Below are 22,542 nucleotides of genomic sequence, written 5' to 3'. Positions count from 1 at the left end.
AGTGCCTACCGCGAGAGAGAGGAACGCCGTGCCCAAGCCGCGCGTCCACATTGCCACCGACCATGCCGGGATGGAGCTGTCCGCGCACCTCGTGGCACACCTCCGTGGCCAGGGGTTCGACGTCGTGGACCACGGACCCATGGACTATGACCCGCTCGACGACTACCCGTCGTTCTGCATCAAGGCCGCCCTCGCCGTCGTCACCGACCAGGAAGCTGGCACCCACGCCCTCGGGATCGTGCTGGGCGGCTCGGGCAACGGCGAGCAGATCGCTGCGAACAAGGTCCGCGGCGTGCGCGCGGCGCTCGCCTGGAACCTCGAGACGGCCCGGCTCGCGCGCGAGCACAACGACGCCAACGTCGTGGCGGTCGGCGGCCGCCAGCACACCGTGGACGAGGCGACGCTGCTCATCGAGGCGTTCCTGGCCGAGCCCTTCAGCGAGGACGAGCGTCATGTGCGCCGCATCGGCAAGATTGCGGCGTACGAGATGACTGGCGAGATCGTCTAGCAGAATCGGCCCAGCGGTGCCCGAAGGCCACTCCATCCACCGGCTCGCCCGCCAGTTCTCCGACGTGTTCCTGGGGCAGCGGCTTGCAGTTTCGAGCCCGCAGGGGCGGTTCGGCGACGGTGCGGCGCTCTTGGACGGGCGCGTCGTCGAATCGGCGTCCGCCCACGGCAAGCAGCTCTTCCTCGACTTCGAGGGCGGGCTCGTCCTCAGGGTTCATCTGGGCCTCTACGGTGCGTGGGACTTCGGCGGAGACGAGACGTTCGCGGGCGCCTCGAGCATCGGGGCCCCACGCCGCGTAGGGGAGCGGGAGATCGCGGACGACGGTGGCACCCGGCTCAGCGCCGCACCGCCCCCTCCGCGCGGGGCGGTCCGCGCACGGCTCGTGTCCGACCACGGGTGGGCCGACCTGCGCGGCGCGAGCACGTGCACCGTCGAGACCGTGGCCGAGGCGCTGGCCGTGAGGGACCGGCTCGGGCCCGATCCCTTGGCGGGGCGGGTTCCAGGACAGGGCAGGGGGAGGGGGCCAGGGGAGGAGAAGCCCGGCGACGACGGCGAGGAGTTCGCCCGCCGGATCACCCGCCGTCGGACGCCAGTCGCGCGGCTCCTCATGGAGCAGGACATCGTTGCCGGGATCGGCAACGTCTACCGTGCGGAGCTCCTATACCGCGCAAGGATCGACCCCGCCACACCGGGTACAGACCTTGGCGCCGACCGGGCCGCCGCGCTGTGGCGGGACGCAGCCGCGACGATGTCCCAGGGCGTCCGCGACGGCCGCATCGTCACGACAGACCCGGCGCTGTGGACGGATGGTCCGGACACTCTGCCAGCGCCCGTGGAGGCGCATTATGTCTACAGGCGCCATGGGCTCGCATGCCGAACCTGCGGTACCGCTGTGATGCTGGCCGAGGAGGCGGGCCGGAAGCTCTACTGGTGCCCCCGCTGCCAGAGTTGACGGAAAGGCTCGCGGATGATCGCTGATTTGACGTCGCCGATTTGACACGCGCGTCCGGGTTCGCTTTAGTGAGAGGGCCCTCGCGGCCGTAGCTCAATGGTAGAGCCTCAGTCTTCCAAACTGATTACGCGGGTTCGATTCCCGTCGGCCGCTCCGCGACACGGGCCTCTCCGACAGGAGAGGCCCGTTGCCATTCCCGGGGGCGGATGTGCATCGGCCGATCCCGTCACGGTATCGTGGTCTGTGCACTAGACCGGGGTGTAGCTCAGCTTGGCTAGAGCGCCTGCTTTGGGAGCAGGAAGTCGCAGGTTCAAATCCTGTCACCCCGACAGTCGCGTCCTGAGTCACGTGACCAGGGCAGTACCCCCTATCCGACCATCCAGGAGAGCCACGCTGTGAAGAGCGCTGCCGAGAACCTCAGCCCCACCCGGGTCAAGCTCAACGTCGAGGTGACCCTCGACGAGCTGAAGCCGAACATCGATGCCGCCTACAAGGCCGTGGCCGAGCAGATCCAGGTCCCGGGCTTCCGCAAGGGCAAGGTCCCGGCCCGCATCGTCGACCAGCGCGTTGGCCGGGGCTACGTCCTCGAGACCGCGATCAACGAGGGCCTCAACGACTGGTACCAGCAGGCCGTCGCCGAGACCGGCATCCGCCCGCTGTCGCGCCCCGATGTCGAGATCTCCGAGGTTCCCGACCCGGCGGCCACCGAGGGGGAGCTCAAGTTCACGGTCGAGGTGGACGTGCGTCCCGAGATCGAGCTCCCCGACTACGAGAACCTCAAGGTCGAGGTCGCTGCCGCCGAAGCAGGCGACGACGACGTCCAGACTGCCCTTGACGAGCTCCGCGGCCGGTTCGGCACGCTCAAGCCCGTCGAGCGCCCCGCGGCGGCAGAGGACTTCCTGACCATCGACATCAGCGCGAACGTCGGTGACGAGGAGGTCGACTCGGCCTCGGGTCTCTCCTACCAGGTCGGCTCCGGCACGATGCTCGAAGGCATGGACGAGGCCGTGACCGGCCTTTCCGCGGGCGAGGAGTCCGTTTTCGAGACCAAGCTGGCCGGCGGCGAGCACGCAGGCGAAACCGCCTCCGTGACCGTCAAGGTGACGGCCGTGAAGGAGCGCGAGCTCCCCGAGGCCGACGACGACTTCGCGCAGCTCGCGTCCGAGTTCGACACGATCGACGAACTCCGCGGGGACCTGGCCAAGCAGGCCTCCCAGTCCAAGGTCGTCTCGCAGGGCGTCGAGGCCCGTGACAAGGTGCTCGACAAGCTCGTTGAGCTGGTCGAGGTCCCGGTCCCGGACAGCGTCGTCACCGAGCAGGTTGACGCGCACTTCAACCCGGCCAACAGCGAGCACGCGGCCGACGAGGACCACGACACCGAGGAGCACCGCGCCGAGGTCAAGGCCAACACGGAGCGAGCCTTCAAGAACGAGGTCATCCTCGACGCGATTGCCGACAAGGAGGAGATCGGTGTCTCCCAGTCGGAGCTCATCGAGTACCTCGTGACCACCGCTGGCCAGTACGGCATGGACCCGAACCAGTTCGCCCAGATCATGGACCAGTCCGGCCAGGTGCCGATGATGGTCGGCGAGGTCCGCCGCCGCAAGGCGCTCGCCGCCGTCCTGGGCAAGGCCGAGGTCACTGACTCGGAGGGCAATGCCGTCGATCTGAGCGAGTTCGTGCGCCCGCTCGACGAAGAGCCCGCTGAGGCGTCCGAGGTCCTCGAGGCCGCTGACAGCGATGCCTCCGACGTCGTTCCGAGCGACGACCCGGCGTCCGTGAAGTTCTGATCTGAGCCGATTCCGGCTGCGGCACGAGGCCGCCGTTCGATGCCCTCTGGGGCATGGACGGCGGCCTCTGTGCATCCCCGATCGGCACCGCCATGCGCTTGAAGCGAACAGTGAGCTGGCGCGGAACAAAGCGCTGCTGAAAACGGCTAGTGTCCCTGTAGAAGCAACTAGCCCAGTGCATCTGATGGAGAGGTATCGCACAATGCAGCAGGAGAACTCGCCGAGCATGGCCGGGCCGGCCGAGGGGAACGGTCAGGACTACATCTACCAGCGCCTCCTCAAGGAGCGCATCATCTGGCTCGGCTCCGAGGTTCGCGACGACAACGCGAACGCCATCTGCTCCCAGCTCCTCCTCCTGTCCGCGGAGGACCCGGAGAAGGACATCTACCTCTACATCAACTCCCCTGGAGGGTCGGTCACCGCCGGTATGGCGATCTACGACACGATGCAGTTCATCCCGAACGACGTCGTGACCGTTGCCACCGGCCTCGCGGCCTCGATGGGGCAGTTCCTGCTCTCATCGGGTACCAAGGGCAAGCGCTACGCCACCCCGCACGCCCGTATCCTCATGCACCAGCCGTCCGGCGGGATCGGGGGCACTGCCTCGGACATCAAGATCCAGGCGGAGCTCATCCTGCACATGAAGCGGGTCATGGCTGAGCTCACGGCGGAGCAGACCGGCAGGTCGGTCGAGCAGATCCTCAAGGACAACGACCGCGACAAGTGGTTCACGGCGACCGAGGCGCTCGAGTACGGATTCTTCGACAAGATCGCCGAGCGTGCCGGGCACGTGTCCGGCGGCGGCGGGACCACCAAGTAAGAGACGCCTGGACTACAAGGAGCATCAGATGAACTACAGCATGGGCGTCAACCCAGCCAGCCTTCCCTCGAGCCGCTACGTCCTCCCGCAGTTCGAGGAGCGCACCCCGTATGGGTTCAAGCGCCAGGATCCGTACACGAAGCTCTTCGAGGACCGGATCATCTTCATGGGCGTTCAGGTCGATGACGCCTCCGCGGATGACATCATGGCCCAGCTCCTCGTCCTCGAGGCGAACGACCCCGACCGTGACATCACGATGTACATCAACTCCCCGGGCGGCTCGTTCACGGCCATGACAGCCATCTACGACACGATGCAATTCATCCGCCCGGAGATCCAGACGGTGTGCCTCGGCATGGCGGCCTCCGCAGCGGCGGTCCTGCTCGCGGCCGGCACGCCGGGCAAGCGTCTGGCCCTGCCGAACTCGACCGTCATGATCCACCAGCCGTCCCTGTCTGGCGGGTCAGGCGGCCAGGCGACTGACCTCGAGATCCAGGCACGCGAGGTGCTTCGGATGCGCGAGTGGCTCGAGAACACGTGGGCGAAGCACACGAACAAGACCCCGGAGGAGATCAGCGCGGACATCGAGCGCGACAAGTTCCTCACGGCTGCTGAGGCCAAGGACTACGGACTCGTTGACGAGGTGCTCGAGTCGCGCAAGATCCGCCAGAGCGCGATCACCCGCTGACGGGGCACTCCCGCAGAGGCATCTCGCCGGCCTGAGCCGTCACCGCAGCGCCGGTGTCCGGGAATCCCGGGCACCGGCGCCGTGTCGCTGTGGTGCATCTGCGACGACTGTCGGCGTCGTGGCCTACAGTGGGATGGTCAAAGGCTTCTTCAGGAAGGGAACCTACGAATGGCGCGCATTGGCGAGAGCGCAGACCTGCTGAAGTGCTCCTTCTGCGGTAAGAGCCAGAAGCAGGTCCGTAAACTCATTGCAGGTCCGGGTGTGTACATCTGCGATGAATGCATCGAGCTGTGCAACGAGATCATCGAAGAGGAACTCGCCGAGGTCTCGGATCTCGGATCGTTCGAGCTGCCCAAGCCGCGTGAGATCTTCGACTTCCTGCAGGAGTACGTCATCGGGCAGGAACCGGCCAAGCGGTCGCTCGCCGTCGCCGTGTACAACCACTACAAGCGCATCCAGTCGGGGCACGCGACCAAGGGCAGTTCCCTCGCGGAGGCCCACGACGACGTCGAGATCGCAAAGTCGAACATCCTCCTCATCGGCCCGACCGGCTGCGGCAAGACCTATCTGGCCCAGACGCTGGCCCGTCGGCTCAATGTGCCTTTCGCCGTCGCCGACGCGACCGCGCTGACCGAGGCGGGCTACGTCGGCGAGGACGTCGAGAACATCCTCCTCAAGCTCATCCAGGCCGCGGACTACGACGTCAAGAAGGCCGAGCAGGGGATCATCTACATCGACGAGATTGACAAGATCTCGCGCAAGAGCGAGAACCCGTCAATCACACGCGATGTCTCGGGAGAGGGCGTCCAGCAGGCGCTCCTGAAGATCCTCGAGGGCACTGTGGCCTCGGTTCCGCCGCAGGGCGGCAGGAAGCATCCGCATCAGGAATTCATCCAGATCGACACGACCAACGTGCTCTTCATCGTGGCAGGGGCCTTCGCGGGGCTCGAGGACATCATCGGGCAGCGCGCAGGCAAGAAGGGCATCGGCTTCGGCGCACCCCTCAGCTCGCTCACGGCCAAGGAGAGCTCCTACGCCGACGTCATGCCCGAGGATCTCCTCAAGTTCGGCCTCATCCCGGAGTTCATCGGCCGCCTCCCAGTCATCACCACTGTGGAGAATCTCGACCGCGCCGCTCTCATGCAGATCCTCACGGTGCCCAAGAACGCTCTGGTCAAGCAGTACGAGAAGATGTTCCAGCTCGACGGCGTCGAGCTTCATTTCGACGCCGGCGCCCTCGAGGCGATTGCCGATCTCGCCCTCGACCGGGGTACCGGCGCGCGCGGTCTCAGGGCGATCCTCGAGGAAGTCCTCCTGCCCGTCATGTTCGATCTGCCCAGCCGTGATGACATCGCGAGCGTCGTGATCACGAAGGGTGTGGTGGTGGGTGGCGAGGAGCCGACACTCATTCCCCACAGCGTCGTCGCCAAGCGTCGCAACAAGTCCGCCTGAGCCCGGCACGTGCCCGCACCTGAGCGGGGGCGCGCCTCTTCATGCCTTTTCGAGGAGCCGTCATGTCCACAGATTCCGTGCAGATTCCAGCCGAGGCCGGGACCGCGCAGAAGCAGAAGGCCGACTTCTGGTTCGACCCCGCGTGTCCCTTCGCCTGGGCGACCTCGCGGTGGATCGGCGAGGTAGAGAAGGTCCGGGACATCGAGACGGAGTGGCATGTCATGAGCCTCTCGGTCCTGAACGAGGGCCGCGAACTCGATCATGACTACATGCGGGCGATGGACGAGAACTGGGGGCCGGTGCGCGTGATCATCGCGGCGGCTGAGCTCCACGGATCAGAGAACATCAAGCCCCTCTATGACGCCATGGGCACGCTCATCCACCAGGAGAAGGTCAACGACCGGCCGGAGGTGATCCGTCGGGCCCTCGAGCAGGTGGGCCTCCCGGCGGAGTTGGCCGGATACGCAGACTCGGACGAATACGATCCCCAGCTTCGGGCGAGCCACAGGTCCGGTATCGAGCGGGTGGGACAAGACGTCGGTACCCCGATCGTTGCCTTCAACGGCACCGCGTTCTTCGGCCCGGTCATTACCCGGATACCGCGGGGCGAGGAGGCGGGGAAACTGTGGGACGCCGCCGTCGGACTCGCTTCGTTCCCGCACTTCTTCGAGCTCAAGCGGACCCGCACCGAGCGCCCGTCGGCCCTCTGACGCCGCGTCAAGGGGTACTCCCCTGAACTACCGCTCTGTAGTTCACGCAACCCCCTTGCCTCCGGCTTTGGCCGATATCACAATGGGAGGTACCTCATCCGCAAGGATGAGGACGTGGAAACCGAAGACCCAGTGACAGTCGATCGGCGCAGCCTCAGGCAAAGCCGGCGACTGGCCGCCAGTGACGAGACGGCAAGACCTGGATGCCGAGGAGTCCACCAGACTGCGAGAACGTCACCGAGCAGCCGAAAAGTCGAAGCCCCACCAACGCGACATACGCTGATGGGGCTTCCCCTTTGCCCAGATCCGGTGTGCCCAGGTCCGGCCGGGCCTTCTCCAGTTAGCCCTCCGCGGGCGCGAGCTCGACCTCGCTCACGGTGAGCTCCCCGGCACCGTCGCGCAATTCGATCGTGCGGGCGTTAGCGGCCGCACGCAAATCGCCGAGGCCCGCCTCGAGCTTCGAAAGCAGCTCTGCCGGTGCCGCGACGACGGCGGTGAGCACTTCGGTGCGCTGCTTCACCTTGGCCTCGGACTTGGCCTTACGGATGCCAGAGAGCGCTTGGCCGACGACCGGGAGCATGCCGCGGTCACCGTCGGCGACCCGCACGGGCGCAGGCCACGCCGCACGGTGCACTGAACCGGTACGCCACCAGCTCCACACCTCGTCGGTGGCAAACGGGAGCACCGGTGCGAAGAGCCGCAGGATCGCATCCAGAGTCGTTGCGAGGGCCGCGAGCACCGAAGCCTTCTGTTCCTCGCCCTGCGCGCCGTAGGCGCGGTCCTTGATGAGCTCGACGTAGTCGTCGGTGAACTGCCAGAAGAACGCCTCGGTCAGCTGGAGGGCGCGTGCCGGATCGTAGGCGGCGAAGGCCTCGCCAGCCTGCTCGACGACACCTGAGAGCTGCGCAAGGAGAGCACGGTCCAGAGGGTTGACGAGGACGGGATCCGTGCCATCCGTCAGCACGGTCTCCGCCGTCGCTCCGAGACCCAGCACGAACTTGGACGCATTGAGGATCTTGATGGCGAGTCGCCGCCCGATCTTCATCTGAGCGACCTCGAAGGCCGTGTCGGCGCCCAGCTTGGCCGAGGCCGCCCAGTACCGCACCGCGTCCGCGCCGAACTCCTCGAGGATGTCCGTCGGAACCACAACGTTGCCCTTGGACTTCGACATCTTCTTCCGGTCCGGGTCGAGGACCCAGCCCGAGATGGCCGCGTGCTTCCAGGGAACCGTGCCGTGGAGCTCCTCTCCGCGGACCACCGTGGAGAACAGCCAGGTGCGGATGATCTCGTGGGCCTGCGGCCTCAGGTCGAAGGGGAAGACGTTGGCGAAGAACGCGTCGTCACGGCTCCAGCGGCCGACGATCTGCGGGGTGAGGGAGGACGTCGCCCAGGTGTCGAGAACGTCGGGGTCACCTGTGAAGCCGCCCGGGACACCACGCTGCGATTCGTCGAACCCGGGCGCCGTTTCGGCAACAGGGTCGACCGGAAGCGCGGAATCATCCGGGACGATCGGGTTCTCGTAGTCGGGGTTCCCCTCGGTGTCGAGGGCGTACCAGACCGGGATCGGCACACCGAAGAAGCGCTGGCGAGAGACGAGCCAGTCGCCGTTGAGGCCGCCCACCCAGTTGTCGTAGCGCGAGTGCATGAAGGCGGGGTGCCACTCGAGCTCGCGGCCGCGGGCCAGGAACGTGGCGCGGCGATGCTCGTCGCGGCCGCCGTTGCGGATGTACCACTGGCGCGACGTGACGACCTCGAGGGGCTTGTCGCCCTTCTCGTAGAAGTTCACGGGGTGGAGGATCTTCTTGGGCTCGCCATCGAGGAGCCCGCGCTCGGAGAGCATCTCGACGACGGCTTCCTTCGCAGAGAACGCGGTCTTGCCCGCGATCCGGGCGTAGGCGGCCCTGCCGTCCTCGCTCGTGATCCACTCGGGGGCCTCGCCGGCCAGCCTGCCGTCGCGTCCGATGATGGCGCGGGTGGGGAGCTGGAGTTCGCGCCACCACGTGACGTCGGTGAGGTCGCCGAAGGTGCAGACCATGGCGACGCCCGAGCCTTTGTCCGGCTTCGCGAGCGGGTGCGCCCGCACCTCTACCTCGACGCCGAACAGCGGGGAGGTCACCTTCGTGCCGAAGAGGTGCTGGTAGCGCTCGTCGTCAGGGTGCGCCACGAGGGCGGCGCAGGCGGCCAGGAGTTCGGGGCGGGTGGTCTCGATGTGCACGGGGTCGCCGTCGTGCGTCGTGAAGGCGTAGCGGTAATACGCGCCGGGAACCTCGCGGTCCTCGAGCTCCGCCTGGGCCACTGCCGTGCGGAAGGTCACGTCCCACAAGGTGGGCGCCTCGGCCAGATACGCGTCGCCGGCGGCGAAGTTCTTCAGGAAGGCCCGCTGGGCGACGCCGCGGGAGGCATCGTCGATCGTGCGGTACGTCATGTCCCAGTCGACCGAGAGGCCGAGCGTCTTGAACAGGTTCTCGAAGACCTTCTCGTCCTCGACCGCGAGTTCCTCGCACAGCTCGATGAAGTTCCGGCGCGAGACGACGTCGAAGTCGCGCTGGTTCTTGGCCGGCTGCGCGGGCGGGCGGTATGCGTCGTTGTACGGAATGGCCGGATCGCAGCGGACGCCGTAGTAGTTCTGCACGCGGCGCTCGGTGGGCAGGCCGTTGTCGTCCCACCCCATGGGGTAGAAGACGTTCTTGCCCGTCATGCGCTGGTAGCGCGCGAGGAGGTCCGCCTGCGTGTAGGAGAACATGTGCCCGACGTGGAGCGAACCGGACGCCGTGGGCGGGGGAGTGTCGATCGAGTAGACCTCGCCGCGGGTGGTCTCGGGGTTGAACCGGTAGGTTCCCTCGGAGTCCCAGCGCTGCGTGAGCTTGGTCTCGAGGCCCTCGAGGGCGGGCTTGTCGGGGACGTTGGTCGGGGTGCTGCCGGGCGTGTCTGTACCCGTGATGGCTGCTTCAGGCATGCCACTGATTGTTCCATGCTTTTCCGTGCCGGTTCCGGTTCCGCTGCCGGTCCATGGCCCGTGCGGGCGGAGCGGCCTAGCATGGCAGCATGGCCAGGATCACGATCCGCCGGGTGTACGAGCCTTCCCCGGAGGGCGTCTTCAGGATTCTCGTGGACAGGCTGTGGCCCCGCGGCCTGAGCAAGGAGGCAGCCGCCGTCGATCTCTGGCTCAAGGAGGTGGGCCCCTCGACCGAGCTGCGCACATGGTTCGGCCACGCTCCGGAGCGCTTCGAGGAGTTCGCCGCGAAGTACCGCGCTGAGCTGGAGGGCTCCGAGGCCTACGCAGAACTCAAGCGGGCAGTAGCGGACCACAGCACGGCGGAACTCGTCTACTCGGCGCACGACACCGAACACAACCAGGCGGTGGTCCTCGCCGGGCTGCTCGGCGATCTCTGATCCGCTGGCCGCACGTTCTCTGCCGCGGGTAGGTTGGGCCTATGACGACTGCGCACCACAGCACTGAAGACGAGAAGCGTTCCGCCGTTGTGACGGGCGCGAGCACCGGGATCGGCGAGGCGACCGTGCGGGCTCTCGCCGCGGGGGGCTGGCAGGTCTACGCCGTTGCGCGCCGCGCGGAGCGGCTCGAAGCGCTCGCGGCGCAGACCGGAGCGATCCCGGTTGCAGCGGATATCGCCGAGGACGACGACGTCGCGCGCCTCCTCGAGGCGGTCACGGCGGGCGGCGGCGCGGACACCCTCATCAACATCGCTGGTGGTGCCCGCGGCACGGACTGGATCGCGGAGGCCAAGACCGAGGACTGGGAGTGGATGCTCCGGGCCAACGTGATCGGCACGATGAAGATCACGCGCGCCTTCCTGCCGATGCTCCGGGCGACCGGCAGGGGAACGGTCCTGAACCTCACCTCGGTCGCCGGGCTCGTCTCCTACGAGGGCGGCGGCGGCTACAACGCCGCCAAGTTCGCCGAGCGCGGCATGACACGCGCCCTGCGCCTCGAGGAGGCCGAGCACAACGTCCGCGTCATCGAGGTCCTCCCCGGGCTCGTCAAGACGGAGGAGTTCACGCTCAGGCGGCTCGGCGGCGATGCCGACGCTGCCGAGAAGGTGTACGCGGGTGTCGAGGAGCCCCTGACCGCCGAGGACGTGGCCGACGTCGTGCGCTATGCAGTCACGGTCCCGCACCACATCAATCTCGATGAGATTGTGATCCGCCCCGTGGCCCAGGCCGCGGCCCACAAGCTCATCCGCAGGGGCGCGTAACTCGGCGAGGAGTTGAGGCGCTCAGGGCTCATGCCCCGAGGGCCGATCGGGCCAGCGCCGCATGCGGGGGCGGCCGACGACCGGGCGCGAGGTGGGTCGCGGGCAGGAGGAGGGCTGTAAGCCTCGACGGCATGCGCGGGAGGAAGGCCTCGACCTCGAAGCCATCGGCGCACAGTCCTGCCCGGAGCCAGCCGCCCGCGCGGTGCGCGAGGGACATCATCGTGGCGATTCCGCGACCGGGACGGACAATCTGGCCCATGGCCGTTTCGCCGGGCACGTTGACCATCCGGACGGTGAGCCCGTCAGGCTGCCACATGATCTCGAGCGCGACGGCATCGGACGTGTCGGCGTGCTGCGCCGCGTTGTCGATGGCGGTGGCAAGGATCGCTCGGGCGGCCACCCGGGATGACCGCGGCAGCCGGATGGGGCGGCCCGTGTGGGCCATCTCGAGGCGGAGCCCGGCGAGGACGGCCGCTTCTACCCAATCGGCCGCCGATGCCAGGGTCGGCAGCAGAGGGGTTGGAATGGTTCGCATCATGGACTCCTTTCGGGACGAGCTGATTCCATTGTGGTCGGCTCCACCGAATTATTCCAGCGATTGGAAATATTTTCTTTCGACACACCCGAATGGGAGTGCGTAGACTTGACACCAAAGCTTTGACCCGGCAATCACCGGTGAGCTTCCGGAAGAACAGCTCCGTCCCCGGATGGCGGGGAGCCTCGGCACGGGGAGAGCCCAGTAGAACCGGACGGTCAGGCCCGTCACCGCCGTCAACGAGAGGTCTGGCCTTGGTGCGCCCAGGGCCGGCAAGTGAGGTGGTACCGCGGTGCCGCCCGGCAGATCCGGGTGAACGCCGTCCTCGCATCCAGCAGCATGAAGCGAGCCAGGATCCGAGTGAGCGTGTACCCCAAGGCCACTGCAGAACCCGCACGAGACGCGACGGCCCCCGACCAGCCGGGCACCGCGGCGTCGACCGCCGTGCGCTTTCCCGAGCTCGAGGAGCGCATCCTCAAGTACTGGGACGAGGACGGGACCTTCCAGGCGTCGATCGACAACCGCGACGCGGGACGCGACGGCGCCAATGAGTTCGTCTTCTACGACGGCCCCCCTTTCGCCAACGGGCTCCCGCACTACGGACACCTCCTCACGGGCTACGCGAAGGACCTCGTGGCGCGCTACCAGACGCAGCGCGGCAGGCGCGTCGAGAGGCGCTTCGGCTGGGACACGCACGGCCTGCCCGCCGAGCTCGAGGCGATGAAGCAGCTGGGGATGACCCAGAAGTCGGACATCGACGCGATGGGCATCGACAAGTTCAACGAAGCCTGCCGGACTTCGGTTCTGAAGTACACCCATGAGTGGGAGGCGTACGTCAAGCGCCAGGCCCGTTGGGTCGACTTCGAGAACGACTACAAGACGCTCAATGTCGAGTACATGGAGTCCGTCATGTGGGCGTTCAAGACCCTCCACGAGAAGGGCCTCACGTACAGCGGCTACCGCGTGCTGCCGTACTGCTGGAACGACGAGACGCCGCTGTCCAACCACGAGCTGCGCATGGATGACGACGTCTACAAGAACCGCCAGGACCAGACGGTGACCGTGACGTTCCCGTTGGTCGCCGGGGAGTCCGAGGTGTCCCGGGAGCTCGCGGGCGTCCTCGCGCTCGCCTGGACCACCACGCCGTGGACGCTGCCCACGAACTCGGCGCTCGCCGTCGGGCCAGAGGTGCGCTACGCCGTCGTGCCCCTGGGACCCGCGGAGGGGAAGGCGCAGGGCGTGTCCGCCTTTGCGCCGGGGACGCGCTTCCTCCTCGCGGAGGATCTCCTCGGCTCCTACGCGAGGGATCTCGGGTACGACGACGCGGCTGCCGCATCCGAAGCTGTCGAGCGCACCTACCTCGGCACAGAACTCGACGGGGTCCGGTACGAGCCGCTCTGGGACTACTTCGCGAACGCCGAGGTGTACGGCACCCAGAACGCGTGGCAGATCCTCGTCGCCGACTACGTCACGACGACCGACGGCACCGGAATCGTGCACCAGGCGCCCGCCTACGGCGAGGACGACCAGAAGGTCTGTGAGGCCGCGGGCATCCCCGTGATCCTGTCCGTGGACGACGGCGCGCGCTTCCTGCCGCTCTTTGCCTCCGATGAGACGTCTCCGCTCGGGGAGATCGTGGGCCAGCAGGTCTTCGACGCCAACAAGCCCATCACCAGGGTGCTGCGCGAGCAGGGGCGCCTGCTGAAGCAGGCCAGCTATGTGCACAGCTATCCGCATTGCTGGCGCTGCCGGAAGCCGCTCATCTATCGGGCGGTGGCCTCCTGGTACGTGCAGGTCACCCAGTTCAAGGACCGCATGGTCGAGCTGAACGAGCAGATCAACTGGATCCCCGGCAACGTCAAGCATGGCCAGTTCGGCAAATGGCTCGAGAACGCGCGCGACTGGTCGATCTCCCGCAACCGCTATTGGGGCTCGCCGATCCCCGTCTGGGTCTCGGACAACCCCGAATACCCGCGCACCGATGTCTACGGCTCCCTCGCCGAGCTGGAGGCCGACTTCGGCAGGCTCCCGCTCAACCACGAGGGCCAGCCAGACCTGCACCGCCCGTTCATCGACGAGCTCACGCGCTCCAACCCGGACGACCCCACGGGCCAGTCCACGATGCGGCGCGTCGCGGACGTCCTGGACGTGTGGTTCGACTCCGGCTCGATGCCCTACGCGCAGGTCCACTACCCGATGGAGAACCAGCACTGGTTCGAGACCCACAACCCGGCGGACTTCATCGTCGAGTACATCGGCCAGACTCGCGGCTGGTTCTACCTTCTGCACGTCCTCGCGACCGCGCTCTTCGACCGCCCTGCGTTCCGCAACGTCATCAGCCACGGGATCGTCCTCGGTTCGGACGGACAGAAGATGTCCAAGAGCCTGCGCAACTACCCGGACGTCTCCGAGGTCCTTGACCGCGACGGTTCCGACGCGATGCGCTGGTTCCTCATGGCCAGCCCCATCCTGCGCGGCGGCAACCTCATCGTCACCGAGCAGGGAATCCGGGACGGCGTCCGCCAGGTCATCCTGCCGCTGTGGAACGTGTACAGCTTCTTCACGATGTACGCGAATGCTGCGCACAACACAGCGCACAACACAGCGCACAGCACAGCGCACGACGGCGGTGCTGCTCCGGGGGGCTACGATGCGGCGCTGCGCCATGACGGCTACACCGACCCGCTCGACCGCTACCTCATGGCCGAGACCGGGCGGCTCGTGGGAGCCATGCAGGAGCACCTCGACGGCTACGACATCTCGACGGCGTGCGACGCGCTGCGCGAGTACCTCGACATGCTCACCAACTGGTACGTCCGCCGCTCCCGCCAGCGGTTCTTCGATGAGGACCGTGACGCGTTCGATGCCCTCTACACGGCGCTCGAGGCCGTCTGCCGCCTGGCGGCGCCGCTCCTGCCGCTCGTGGCCGAGGAGATCTGGCGCGGGCTCACGGGCGGGCGTTCGGTCCACCTGACCGATTGGCCGGATGCGTCCGTCTTCGCCGACGATCCGGCGCTCGTGGCCCAGATGGACCGCACGCAGGCCGTGTGCTCGGCGGGTTCGTCCCTGCGCAAGGCCGCGAAGCTCCGGGTGCGGCTCCCGCTCCGGACGCTCACCGTCGTCGTGCCGAGCGCAGACGCGCTCAAGGGCTCGGAGACGGTGATCGCCGACGAGCTCAACCTCAAGTCCGTCCGGCTGCTCGACGCCGCCGAGGCAAGCGAGGAGGAGTTCGGGATCGAGCGGAGGCTCGTGGTCAACGCCCGCGCGGCCGGCCCGCGGCTGGGCAAGGGCGTGCAGCAGGCGATCAAGGGATCCAAGTCGGGGGACTGGTCCGTGGCCGACGACGGCACGGTCACCTCGGGCGGCCTCGCCCTCGAGCCGAACGAGTACACGCTCGAGACTGTGGTGGATCCGGAGAAGGCCGGCGAGCACGCGGCTGTCGCGATGCTGCCGGGCGGAGGGTTCGTGGTCCTCGACACCGAGGTGACCCCCGAGCTCGAGGCCGAGGGCCTGGCCCGCGACCTCGTCCGCACGGTGCAGCAGGCCCGCAAGGACGCCGACCTTGACGTGAGCGACCGCATCCGGGCGAGCATCACGGCCAGGAGGCACGTCATCGCCGCGGCCGAGGCCCACGTTGACCTCGTGAAGGGGGAGACCCTCGCGCTCGAACTGGAGCTGCTCGTGGCGGACGTCGACGCCACGGCGCTTGTCGAGCGTGTGCAGGCCGCGAATCTCGCGGTCGGAAGGGAGGCCAAGTGACCGAGAACACTGCCAGTACCCCCTCGGAGCCGACCACGGTCGAGGAGGTCTACGGGATCCTCCTGGGCCGCGCGCCGGAGAACAGGATGGAGCCCAGGCTCGCGCCGCTGTTCCGCGCGATGGACGTGCTCGGCGAGCCGAACAAGGCGTTCCCGATCATCCACATCACCGGCACGAACGGCAAGACGTCCACAGCCCGCATGATCGAGGCCGGGCTGCGCGCCCACGGCCTCCGCACCGGCAGGTACACGAGCCCGCATCTGTCCCGCGTGACGGAGCGGATCAGCATCGATGGTGCACCGGTGTCCGATGAGGCGTTCGTGCGGATCTGGAACGAGATCACGCCGTATCTGGACATCGTCGACGCCGAACTCGTCGCCGCCGGCGAGCCGCGCCTGACGTATTTCGAGTGCGTCACGATCCTCGGTTTCGCGGTCTTCGCCGACCAACCCGTCGACGTCGCTGTGATCGAGGTGGGCCTCGGCGGCATCACCGACGCCACCAACGTGGGCGACGGCGCGGTCTCCGTGGTCACGCCGATCTCGCTCGACCACACGGACCTGCTCGGCGACACGGTCGAGGACATCGCGCGGGAGAAGGCCGGCATCATCAAGCCGGGGGGTTTCCTCGTGAGCGCGGCCCAGCCGGCCGGCGCGGCCCAGATCCTTTTGGACAAGGCCCGCGAGGTCGGCGTTCCGTACCGGTTCGAGGGCGTCGAGTTCGGCGTCGAATCGCGGGCGCTCGCCGTCGGCGGCCAGATCGTGACCGTGCGCGGGCTCGCCGGCCGCTACGAGGACCTCGCGGTGCCGCTCCATGGGGCGCATCAGGCCGAGAACGCCGCGGTCGCCGTCGCTGCGCTCGAGGCCTTCTTCGGTGGGGGAGAGAAGGAGCTCAGCATCGATCTGCTCCGCGAGGGATTCGAGCAGGTGTCCTCGCCCGGCCGCCTGGAGGTGATCCGGACGTCCCCGACGATCATCGTCGACGCCGCCCACAACCCGGACGGCATCCGCGTGAGCGCCCGTGCGCTGACGGAGGCCTTCGACTTCTCGGGCCTCGTCGTCGTCCTGGGTGTGCTGCGCGAGAAGGACGCCGAGGAGATCCTGCGGACGCTCCAGGAGGAGTTCTCCGACCTCCCGGTCGAGTACTGCTTCACCCAGTCGGCATCGCCTCGCGCGATCCCGGCGGACGAGCTGGCCGAGCTCGCGCTCGACCTCGGCTACGACGAGGAGAGCATCCACGTCGCCGAGAAGCTCGACGACGCGATCGAGTACGCCGTCGAGCGCGCAGACGCGACGGGCGACTTCGGCGGGGGCGTCCTCATCACCGGGTCGATCACGGTGGTCGGCGAGGCCCGGACGCTGCTTGGGAAGGATGCTGCGTGATGGCCGGTCTCACGAGGGCCCAGCGCGAATGGCGGCCGGGGATGCCCAGGAAGCGCCGGTCAGTCCGGGTGATGTTCGCCTCGGTGCTGCTCCTGATGGAAGCGTTCGTGGTGTTCTTCGCGACCCTCGTCCTGTTCGGGCTGCGGGGGAGGGAGCTGGGCGCCGGGGCGATCCTCGGCGGCGGGCTCGGGCTCATGGTCGTGTTCATCCTCGCGTGCGCCGTGGTCTCACGGCCGTGGGGCCTCTGGGTGGGATGGGTCCTCCAGCTGGCCCTCCTCGCGCTTGGGTTCTTTGAGCCGATGATGTTCCTCGTCGGGGCGGTGCTGCTCGTCACCTGGTTCTTCACGATCCGCACGGGCGCTCGGCTCGACCGTGAGAACGCCCAGCGCGACCTAGAGCAGGCCGAGTGGGAGCGGGAGCACCCCGGGGGGCGTGATCAGTAGACTGGGCAGGAAACCAGCCGACTTCACCCAGGAGTACCTGTGACTACCGAACGCACCCTTGTTCTCGTCAAGCCGGACGGCGTCTCGCGCGGCCTGACCGGAGCCATCCTCGCCCGCGTCGAGGCGAAGGGGTACCGGCTCGCCGCCCTCGAGCAGCTCACCCCGGGCCGCGAGCTCCTCGCCGAGCACTACGCCGAGCACGAGGGCAAGCCCTTCTACGAGCCCCTCCTCGAGTTCATGGCGAGCGGTCCGGTGGTCGCGGCGATCTTCGAGGGGGAGCGCGTCATCGAAGCTTTCCGCTCGCTCGCCGGCGCCACGGATCCGACCGTCGCGGCTCCCGGGACCATCCGCGGGGACTTCGGCCGTGACTGGGGGCTCAAGGTCCAGCAGAATCTCGTCCACGGCTCGGACTCGCCGGAGTCGGCCGAGCGCGAGATCGCCATCTGGTTCTCCGCCTGACCCCTGCCTCCCCGCCAGCCGCCCTGGTGTTCCGGGTACGGCTCTCGCGCCGGTTCGGCATTGCGAGTACGACGACGGCCGGTGCCTTCCGCGTGGAAGGCGCCGGCCGTCGTCGTCCGCGTACCTGAAAGGGTTCAAGGCGCGCAGGACGTGTATCCGAGATGGATACCGGCGAAGTGCTACATGGTGGAGGGGATGAACATGTGGAGGAAGCGGAAGAAGATCGTGGCGATGACGGCCACGTAGCCGACGGCCACGATCACCCAGCCCCAGTCGGCGATGCCACGGGCCACACCGGCCGGCGCGGGGATGATGCCGTGGACGATGTTGCGGATTGTGGTCCAGACGAACATCGGGATCGTCATCGACCACACGACCATGCACAGCGGGCACAGGATCCCGATTGAGTAGAGGGCCTGGCTCCACAGCCACACGACGAATACGAAGCCGAGCGTGACGCCGATCTGCAGGCCGATCCAGAACCACCGTGCGAACGCCGCCCCCGAGAGGATGGCCATGGCCACCGTGGTCGTGACCGCGAAGGCCACGATGCCGATGAACATGTTCGGGAATCCGAAGAGGGAACTCTGCCACGTGCTCATGACCTCGCCGCACGAGACCCACGGATTCACGTCGCAGATCGTCGTGTGAGCCGGATTGATGAGCTTCTCGAGCTTCTCGAGGACCAGATCGCCCGAGGCGAGCCAGCCGACCACGCTCGTGATCAGGAGGAGCCAGGCGAACGGCTTGGCACGCGTCATGACGTGGACGGCGGAATCCTGCGGGTCAGCGCCACTGCGGTCTGCTGTAGACGGAACGCTGCTGCGTTCGGTGGCCGGGTTGGCCCGGCTGGCGCTGGTCTGGGGGGTCATGGAGGTCCTTCCTGGCCGGATGACTTCGATTCTAGGCGGGCCGTCTGGGCGGCGGCTGGGTCGTGGGACCCGAACCCCGCTCGTGCCGTCCGCGCCGAGACATCCCGCGCCCTGTGAAGTCTCGTGTCCTTGGGGTGGGCCGCGGCATGATGTGAGAGGCCGTGTGAGACAATGCCATTGGCCGGACACTGTCCCACATGCAGTGCCCGGTCAGGTGCACAGCGAGAAGACCGCCGGCCCAGACCCCGTCCGGATCCACCGATCCTGACCGGGTGACTCGGGCCAGAGCGGCACCTGCCCGGCCTTGACCGGTGGCGGGTTGAACGCGGCACCGGCCTGCACGGCGTGGCCGTGCTGGCACAGAACCGACTTTCGTCGGCGCCCGCGGGTGCCGACTCGTGGCGTCGCCGCGGCCGCCGTATGTGGGGGCGGACGGGGCGGCTTTGGAGTACTCACAGATGGATATCGAACAGCAGCCCGGCGGCTCGACCCCGGATGCAGCACCGGCGGACCAGCAGGACAAGCCCCGCCGTACCTCCCGCCGCCGTAGCGCCTCGGCGCCCACCGGCGCCCCCGCCGCGACGGCGGACGCCACTGCGGCACCCGTTGACGCGGCACCGGTCGACGTGGCCCCCGCGGCAGGTCCCGGTGAGGACGCGGCCGCTGGCGAGGCCCCGGCCTCTCCGGCCAAGCGGGCGACCCGCAGCCGCCGCAAGGCCGCTGCTCCGACCGAGGAGGCCGAAGACACCACGCCGGAGACGGCCACCGCGGACAGCTCAAACGCCACCGCGGCCGTTGCGGACCTTCCTGCGGCCGAGGATTCTACCGAGCCGGAGGCCGCACCCGGGGAGAAGCCGGCGCAGGCGCGGTCGCGGCGCCGCACGTCAGCCCGCGCAGCGGCCGTCAAGGCGGAGACGAGCCTCCCCGAGCGGCAGGAACCCGAGCCTGAAGAAACGAAGCCGGCCGCCGAGCCCGTTCGCGACGAGCCAGCCGCGGCACGGCGTGCGAAGAGTTCGGTCCGCGCCCGCCGGAGGGCATCGACGAGCGCTGGGCCAACCGCTGCCGAGCCCGCACCCACCACGCAAGCCGAGCCGCAGCCGCAGACGGGGAAGGCCGTCGCCGAGGAGAAGCCCGCTCGAGCAGGGCGCGCACGCACCGCCCGCGGCGCGGCTTCCGCGGCAGCCGCCACCTCCGATCAGCGAGGCGCAGACCGCGAAACCGCGCCAGTGACCCCGACAGCTGGGACCACTACGGCAGGGACCACCACAGCAGAGGCCACGATCGCAGAGGGAACCGCAATTGCCGCGGCCTCGGCCAACGGCGCCGAGCCGGAGGACGTGTCTGAGAAGCCCCAGGGCGCACGCGGGGTGCTGTTCAGCGAGCAGCTTTCCCCGACCTCGATGATCTTCCAGGCGCCGGACCTCAGCACCATCGTCCGGCCCACTCCTGCCGTCGAGCCCGTCGACGAGGAAGAGCAGGACGAGAACGACGACGACACCGATGTCGCGAGCCGCCGCCGCCGCCGTAGCCGGGGGCGCCGGAGCCGGACCGCTCGCGGCGCCGAGGGTGCTGAGGGCTCCGAGGAGCAGGGCGAAGAGGACGGCGAGGCGCACGAGGAGGAGTCCGAGGAGGTCACCTCGCGCCGTCGTCGGCGCCGTCGTCGCGGAGACGTGGACCTCGAGCTCGAAGGCGGTCTCGATGACGATCCGCCCGGAACGGTCACCCGCGTCCGGGCGCCGCGGACGCCGTCGGAGTCCACGAGCACGCGTGTCCAGAGTGTCAAGGGCTCGACCCGCCTCGAGGCGAAGAAGCAGCGCCGCCGTGAGTCCCGCGAATCCGGCCGCCGTCGTCACGTGATCACCGAGGCCGAGTTCCTGGCCCGGCGCGAGTCGGTGGACCGGCAGATGGTGGTCCGCCAGAACGAGGACCGCATCCAGATCGCGGTCCTCGAGGACGGTCTGCTCGCGGAGCACTTCGTGTCCAAGACCCAGCAGGACTCGCTCATCGGCAACGTCTATCTGGGCCGGGTGCAGAACGTGCTCCCGTCCATGGAAGCGGCCTTCGTCGACATCGGGCGCGGCCGGAACGCCGTGCTGTACGCGGGAGAGGTCAACTGGGACGCGGCAGGGCTCGACGGCGCCCCGCGCCGTATCGAGAACGCGCTCAAATCCGGAGACTCCGTCCTCGTGCAGGTCACGAAGGATCCGGTCGGCCACAAGGGTGCACGCCTCACGAGCCAGATCTCCCTGCCGGGGCGCTACCTCGTGTACGTACCCGGCGGCTCCATGACCGGCATCTCGCGCAAGCTGCCCGACGTCGAGCGCACGCGCCTGAAGAAGATCCTCAAGGACCGACTCCCCGAGGATGCCGGCGTCATCGTCCGGACCGCCGCCGAGGGGGCAAGCGAGGAAGAGCTCACGCACGACATCAACCGTCTGCGCTCCCAGTGGGAGTCGATCCAGGGCCAGGCCACCTCAACCAAGGTCCTCGCCCCCGAGCTCCTCTACGGCGAGCCGGACCTGACCATCAAGGTGGTCCGCGACGTCTTCAATGAGGACTTCTCGAAGCTCATCGTGAGCGGCGACGAGGCCTGGGACACGATCGAGGCCTACGTGACCTACGTGGCCCCGGACCTGCTGGGCCGGCTCGAGAAGTACCAGGGTGACGAGGACATCTTCGCCCAGTGGCGCGTCGACGAGCAGATCCACAAGGCGCTCGACCGCAAGGTGTTCCTTCCCTCGGGCGGCTCCCTCGTGATCGACCGGACCGAGGCCATGACCGTGGTCGACGTCAACACGGGAAAGTTCACAGGCTCAGGGGGCAACCTCGAGGAGACGGTGACGAAGAACAACCTCGAGGCCGCTGAGGAGATCGTCCGCCAGCTGCGGCTGCGCGACATCGGCGGCATCATCGTGATCGACTTCATCGACATGGTGCTCGAATCCAACCGCGATCTCGTCCTGCGCCGTCTCGTCGAGTGCCTCGGCCGCGACCGGACCAAGCACCAGGTCGCCGAGGTCACCTCGCTCGGCCTCGTGCAGATGACCCGCAAGCGGATGGGAACAGGGCTCCTCGAGGTCTTCAGCGAGACCTGCGAGGTCTGCGCGGGCCGCGGCGTCATCACCTACGACGAGCCGGTCGAGCGCGGTAATGGCCGTCCCTCGGCCCCGGCCGTTGAGCACCAGGCGCCCCGCGTCACCGAAGTCAACGGTGCCGCTGCTGGCCGTAAGCGCCGCCGTCGGGGGGGCGGCCAGCCGGCCGATGCCCCCGCGACTCCGGCCGCGGCGCCGGAACCCCCTGTCGACGACGCCGAGCGGCAGGCCCGCGCCCAGGCCACCCGGGCTGCCCTTGCGGCGGTTGCGGCCGCGGCGCACGCGGCGCACGCCCACGATGCCGACATGCATCCTGAGGCCCACACCGAGGCGACGGAGCATGCCGGGGCACCTTCAGCACCGGTACAGGCACCGGTGCCGGCTGCTGGGACGGAGGCGCCCCAGAAGTCGCCGACCGCCGCGGTCGCGGCCTCTGCACCGGCGGCGCAGGCCGAGGCCACCCACGCAGCGGACGTTGTCCGCGTGCCGGCGGGAGACGCGGAGCACCTCTCTGTCCTCACCATCGGCGGCGAGCGGATCGAACTCCCGCACGGAGACGTCGTCCACGAGCCGCCAGCGCCGGAGCCGGTCCTGAGCCTCGACGCCCTGAGCCAGGCCTTCGACCAGATCACCGGCGAGCGCCACACGACATCCGAGGGGGAGGCGCGCCCGGGCCGCCGCCGCTCCCGCGGTGCGCGCAGCGGCCAGGGTTCCGCCGAGGTGACCCGCGTGGAAGCGTCCGAGGGCGCCGTCGGCGGCCAGACCCGCTCCGCGTCACCGGCACCGCGCACCGAACCGCAGACGCCGCCGGAGGATGGCGGTCCGCTCATCCTCGGGGTCGGCGTACCGGCGTCGGAGCTGTAGGG

At 68.4% G+C, this 22,542-nt stretch carries 17 protein-coding genes and 2 tRNA genes; 16 read left to right on the top strand and 3 right to left on the bottom strand.

The features are described 5' to 3' along the window. The first annotated feature begins 28 nt into the window (after positions 1-28). From AB5L97_RS10660 to AB5L97_RS10620, 9 genes are all read left to right on the top strand, one after another. Positions 29-508, top strand: a complete 480-nt coding sequence (locus tag AB5L97_RS10660) for a ribose-5-phosphate isomerase (RefSeq protein ID WP_307959174.1) — start codon at positions 29-31, stop codon at positions 506-508. Positions 509-524: 16 nt separating this feature from the next. After that, the gene (locus AB5L97_RS10655) at positions 525-1,460 is read left to right on the top strand and encodes an Fpg/Nei family DNA glycosylase (protein ID WP_369044687.1); all 936 of its coding nucleotides are present in this window, start codon (positions 525-527) and stop codon (positions 1,458-1,460) included. 82 nt (positions 1,461-1,542) lie between these two features. Beyond that, positions 1,543-1,613 (top strand) — tRNA-Gly (locus AB5L97_RS10650). A gap of 101 nt (positions 1,614-1,714) precedes the next feature. Then, positions 1,715-1,789, top strand: a tRNA-Pro gene (locus AB5L97_RS10645). A 66-nt stretch (positions 1,790-1,855) separates the two neighbouring features. Next, complete coding sequence (gene tig / locus AB5L97_RS10640) at positions 1,856-3,250, top strand: trigger factor (RefSeq protein ID WP_307959172.1); 1,395 nt, start codon at positions 1,856-1,858, stop codon at positions 3,248-3,250. A 202-nt stretch (positions 3,251-3,452) separates the two neighbouring features. Further along, entirely contained in the window at positions 3,453-4,070 is a 618-nt protein-coding gene (locus AB5L97_RS10635) for an ATP-dependent Clp protease proteolytic subunit (protein WP_307959171.1), read from the top strand. A 28-nt stretch (positions 4,071-4,098) separates the two neighbouring features. Then, positions 4,099-4,758, top strand: a complete 660-nt coding sequence (locus AB5L97_RS10630) for an ATP-dependent Clp protease proteolytic subunit (RefSeq protein ID WP_307959170.1) — start codon at positions 4,099-4,101, stop codon at positions 4,756-4,758. A 168-nt stretch (positions 4,759-4,926) separates the two neighbouring features. After that, positions 4,927-6,210: an ATP-dependent Clp protease ATP-binding subunit ClpX gene (gene clpX / locus AB5L97_RS10625; RefSeq protein ID WP_307959169.1), complete on the top strand. Its 1,284-nt coding sequence runs from the start codon at positions 4,927-4,929 to the stop codon at positions 6,208-6,210. 62 nt (positions 6,211-6,272) lie between these two features. Further along, entirely contained in the window at positions 6,273-6,920 is a 648-nt protein-coding gene (locus AB5L97_RS10620; protein WP_369044686.1) for a DsbA family protein, read from the top strand. 340 nt (positions 6,921-7,260) lie between these two features. On the opposite strand, the gene valS is transcribed toward AB5L97_RS10620, so the two are convergent. Beyond that, complete coding sequence (valS, locus tag AB5L97_RS10615; protein ID WP_369044685.1) at positions 7,261-9,876, bottom strand: valine--tRNA ligase; 2,616 nt, start codon at positions 9,874-9,876, stop codon at positions 7,261-7,263. Between the two features lie 89 nt (positions 9,877-9,965). Between valS and AB5L97_RS10610 the strand changes: the two genes are divergently transcribed. Then, the gene (locus AB5L97_RS10610; RefSeq protein ID WP_369044684.1) at positions 9,966-10,313 is read left to right on the top strand and encodes a DUF488 domain-containing protein; all 348 of its coding nucleotides are present in this window, start codon (positions 9,966-9,968) and stop codon (positions 10,311-10,313) included. A gap of 41 nt (positions 10,314-10,354) precedes the next feature. Then, a complete protein-coding gene (locus AB5L97_RS10605) occupies positions 10,355-11,134 on the top strand; it encodes an SDR family oxidoreductase (protein WP_307959165.1) in 780 nt (259 codons plus the stop codon). Positions 11,135-11,162: 28 nt separating this feature from the next. Here the strand turns inward: AB5L97_RS10605 and AB5L97_RS10600 are convergent, their stop codons facing one another. Next, on the bottom strand, positions 11,163-11,669 hold the full coding sequence (locus tag AB5L97_RS10600; RefSeq protein WP_369044683.1) for a hypothetical protein: 507 nt from the start codon (positions 11,667-11,669) through the stop codon (positions 11,163-11,165). Between the two features lie 360 nt (positions 11,670-12,029). On the opposite strand from AB5L97_RS10600, the gene ileS reads away from it, so the two are divergent. From ileS to ndk, 4 genes are read left to right on the top strand one after another with little or no spacing between them, the layout of a single operon-like run. After that, a complete protein-coding gene (gene ileS / locus AB5L97_RS10595; RefSeq protein ID WP_369044682.1) occupies positions 12,030-15,428 on the top strand; it encodes an isoleucine--tRNA ligase in 3,399 nt (1,132 codons plus the stop codon). Further along, the gene (locus AB5L97_RS10590; protein WP_369044681.1) at positions 15,425-16,810 is read left to right on the top strand and encodes a bifunctional folylpolyglutamate synthase/dihydrofolate synthase; all 1,386 of its coding nucleotides are present in this window, start codon (positions 15,425-15,427) and stop codon (positions 16,808-16,810) included. Before ileS ends, AB5L97_RS10590 begins: the two co-directional genes overlap by 4 nt. Continuing rightward, a complete protein-coding gene (locus tag AB5L97_RS10585; protein WP_307959161.1) occupies positions 16,810-17,253 on the top strand; it encodes a DUF4233 domain-containing protein in 444 nt (147 codons plus the stop codon). Before AB5L97_RS10590 ends, AB5L97_RS10585 begins: the two co-directional genes overlap by 1 nt. A 39-nt stretch (positions 17,254-17,292) precedes the next feature. Then, the gene (gene ndk / locus AB5L97_RS10580; protein ID WP_307959160.1) at positions 17,293-17,712 is read left to right on the top strand and encodes a nucleoside-diphosphate kinase; all 420 of its coding nucleotides are present in this window, start codon (positions 17,293-17,295) and stop codon (positions 17,710-17,712) included. Positions 17,713-17,891: 179 nt separating this feature from the next. On the opposite strand, the gene AB5L97_RS10575 is transcribed toward ndk, so the two are convergent. Further along, positions 17,892-18,584: a vitamin K epoxide reductase family protein gene (locus AB5L97_RS10575; protein ID WP_369044680.1), complete on the bottom strand. Its 693-nt coding sequence runs from the start codon at positions 18,582-18,584 to the stop codon at positions 17,892-17,894. 458 nt (positions 18,585-19,042) lie between these two features. Between AB5L97_RS10575 and AB5L97_RS10570 the strand changes: the two genes are divergently transcribed. Then, complete coding sequence (locus AB5L97_RS10570; protein ID WP_369044679.1) at positions 19,043-22,540, top strand: Rne/Rng family ribonuclease; 3,498 nt, start codon at positions 19,043-19,045, stop codon at positions 22,538-22,540. Positions 22,541-22,542: the final 2 nt, after the last annotated feature.

The sequence above is a fragment of the Sinomonas sp. P10A9 genome (genome assembly GCF_041022165.1).
Classification (GTDB): domain Bacteria; phylum Actinomycetota; class Actinomycetes; order Actinomycetales; family Micrococcaceae; genus Sinomonas; species Sinomonas puerhi.
Note: the sequence above shows the minus strand (reverse complement) of the source record. Positions and strands in the feature narration are given on the sequence as shown.

Excerpts from the sequence above, each read along its gene's own strand:
- AB5L97_RS10575 (WP_369044680.1), bottom strand. The coding sequence starts at position 18,584 with ATGACCCCCCAGACCAGCGCCAGCCGGGCCAACCCGGCCACCGAACGC.
- AB5L97_RS10630 (WP_307959170.1), top strand. The coding sequence starts at position 4,099 with ATGAACTACAGCATGGGCGTCAACCCAGCCAGCCTTCCCTCGAGCCGC.
- AB5L97_RS10610 (WP_369044684.1), top strand. The coding sequence starts at position 9,966 with ATGGCCAGGATCACGATCCGCCGGGTGTACGAGCCTTCCCCGGAGGGC.
- AB5L97_RS10570 (WP_369044679.1), top strand. The coding sequence starts at position 19,043 with ATGGATATCGAACAGCAGCCCGGCGGCTCGACCCCGGATGCAGCACCG.
- AB5L97_RS10620 (WP_369044686.1), top strand. The coding sequence starts at position 6,273 with ATGTCCACAGATTCCGTGCAGATTCCAGCCGAGGCCGGGACCGCGCAG.
- AB5L97_RS10585 (WP_307959161.1), top strand. The coding sequence starts at position 16,810 with ATGGCCGGTCTCACGAGGGCCCAGCGCGAATGGCGGCCGGGGATGCCC.
- clpX (WP_307959169.1), top strand. The coding sequence starts at position 4,927 with ATGGCGCGCATTGGCGAGAGCGCAGACCTGCTGAAGTGCTCCTTCTGC.
- AB5L97_RS10605 (WP_307959165.1), top strand. The coding sequence starts at position 10,355 with ATGACGACTGCGCACCACAGCACTGAAGACGAGAAGCGTTCCGCCGTT.
- valS (WP_369044685.1), bottom strand. The coding sequence starts at position 9,876 with ATGCCTGAAGCAGCCATCACGGGTACAGACACGCCCGGCAGCACCCCG.
- AB5L97_RS10635 (WP_307959171.1), top strand. The coding sequence starts at position 3,453 with ATGCAGCAGGAGAACTCGCCGAGCATGGCCGGGCCGGCCGAGGGGAAC.
- AB5L97_RS10600 (WP_369044683.1), bottom strand. The coding sequence starts at position 11,669 with ATGCGAACCATTCCAACCCCTCTGCTGCCGACCCTGGCATCGGCGGCC.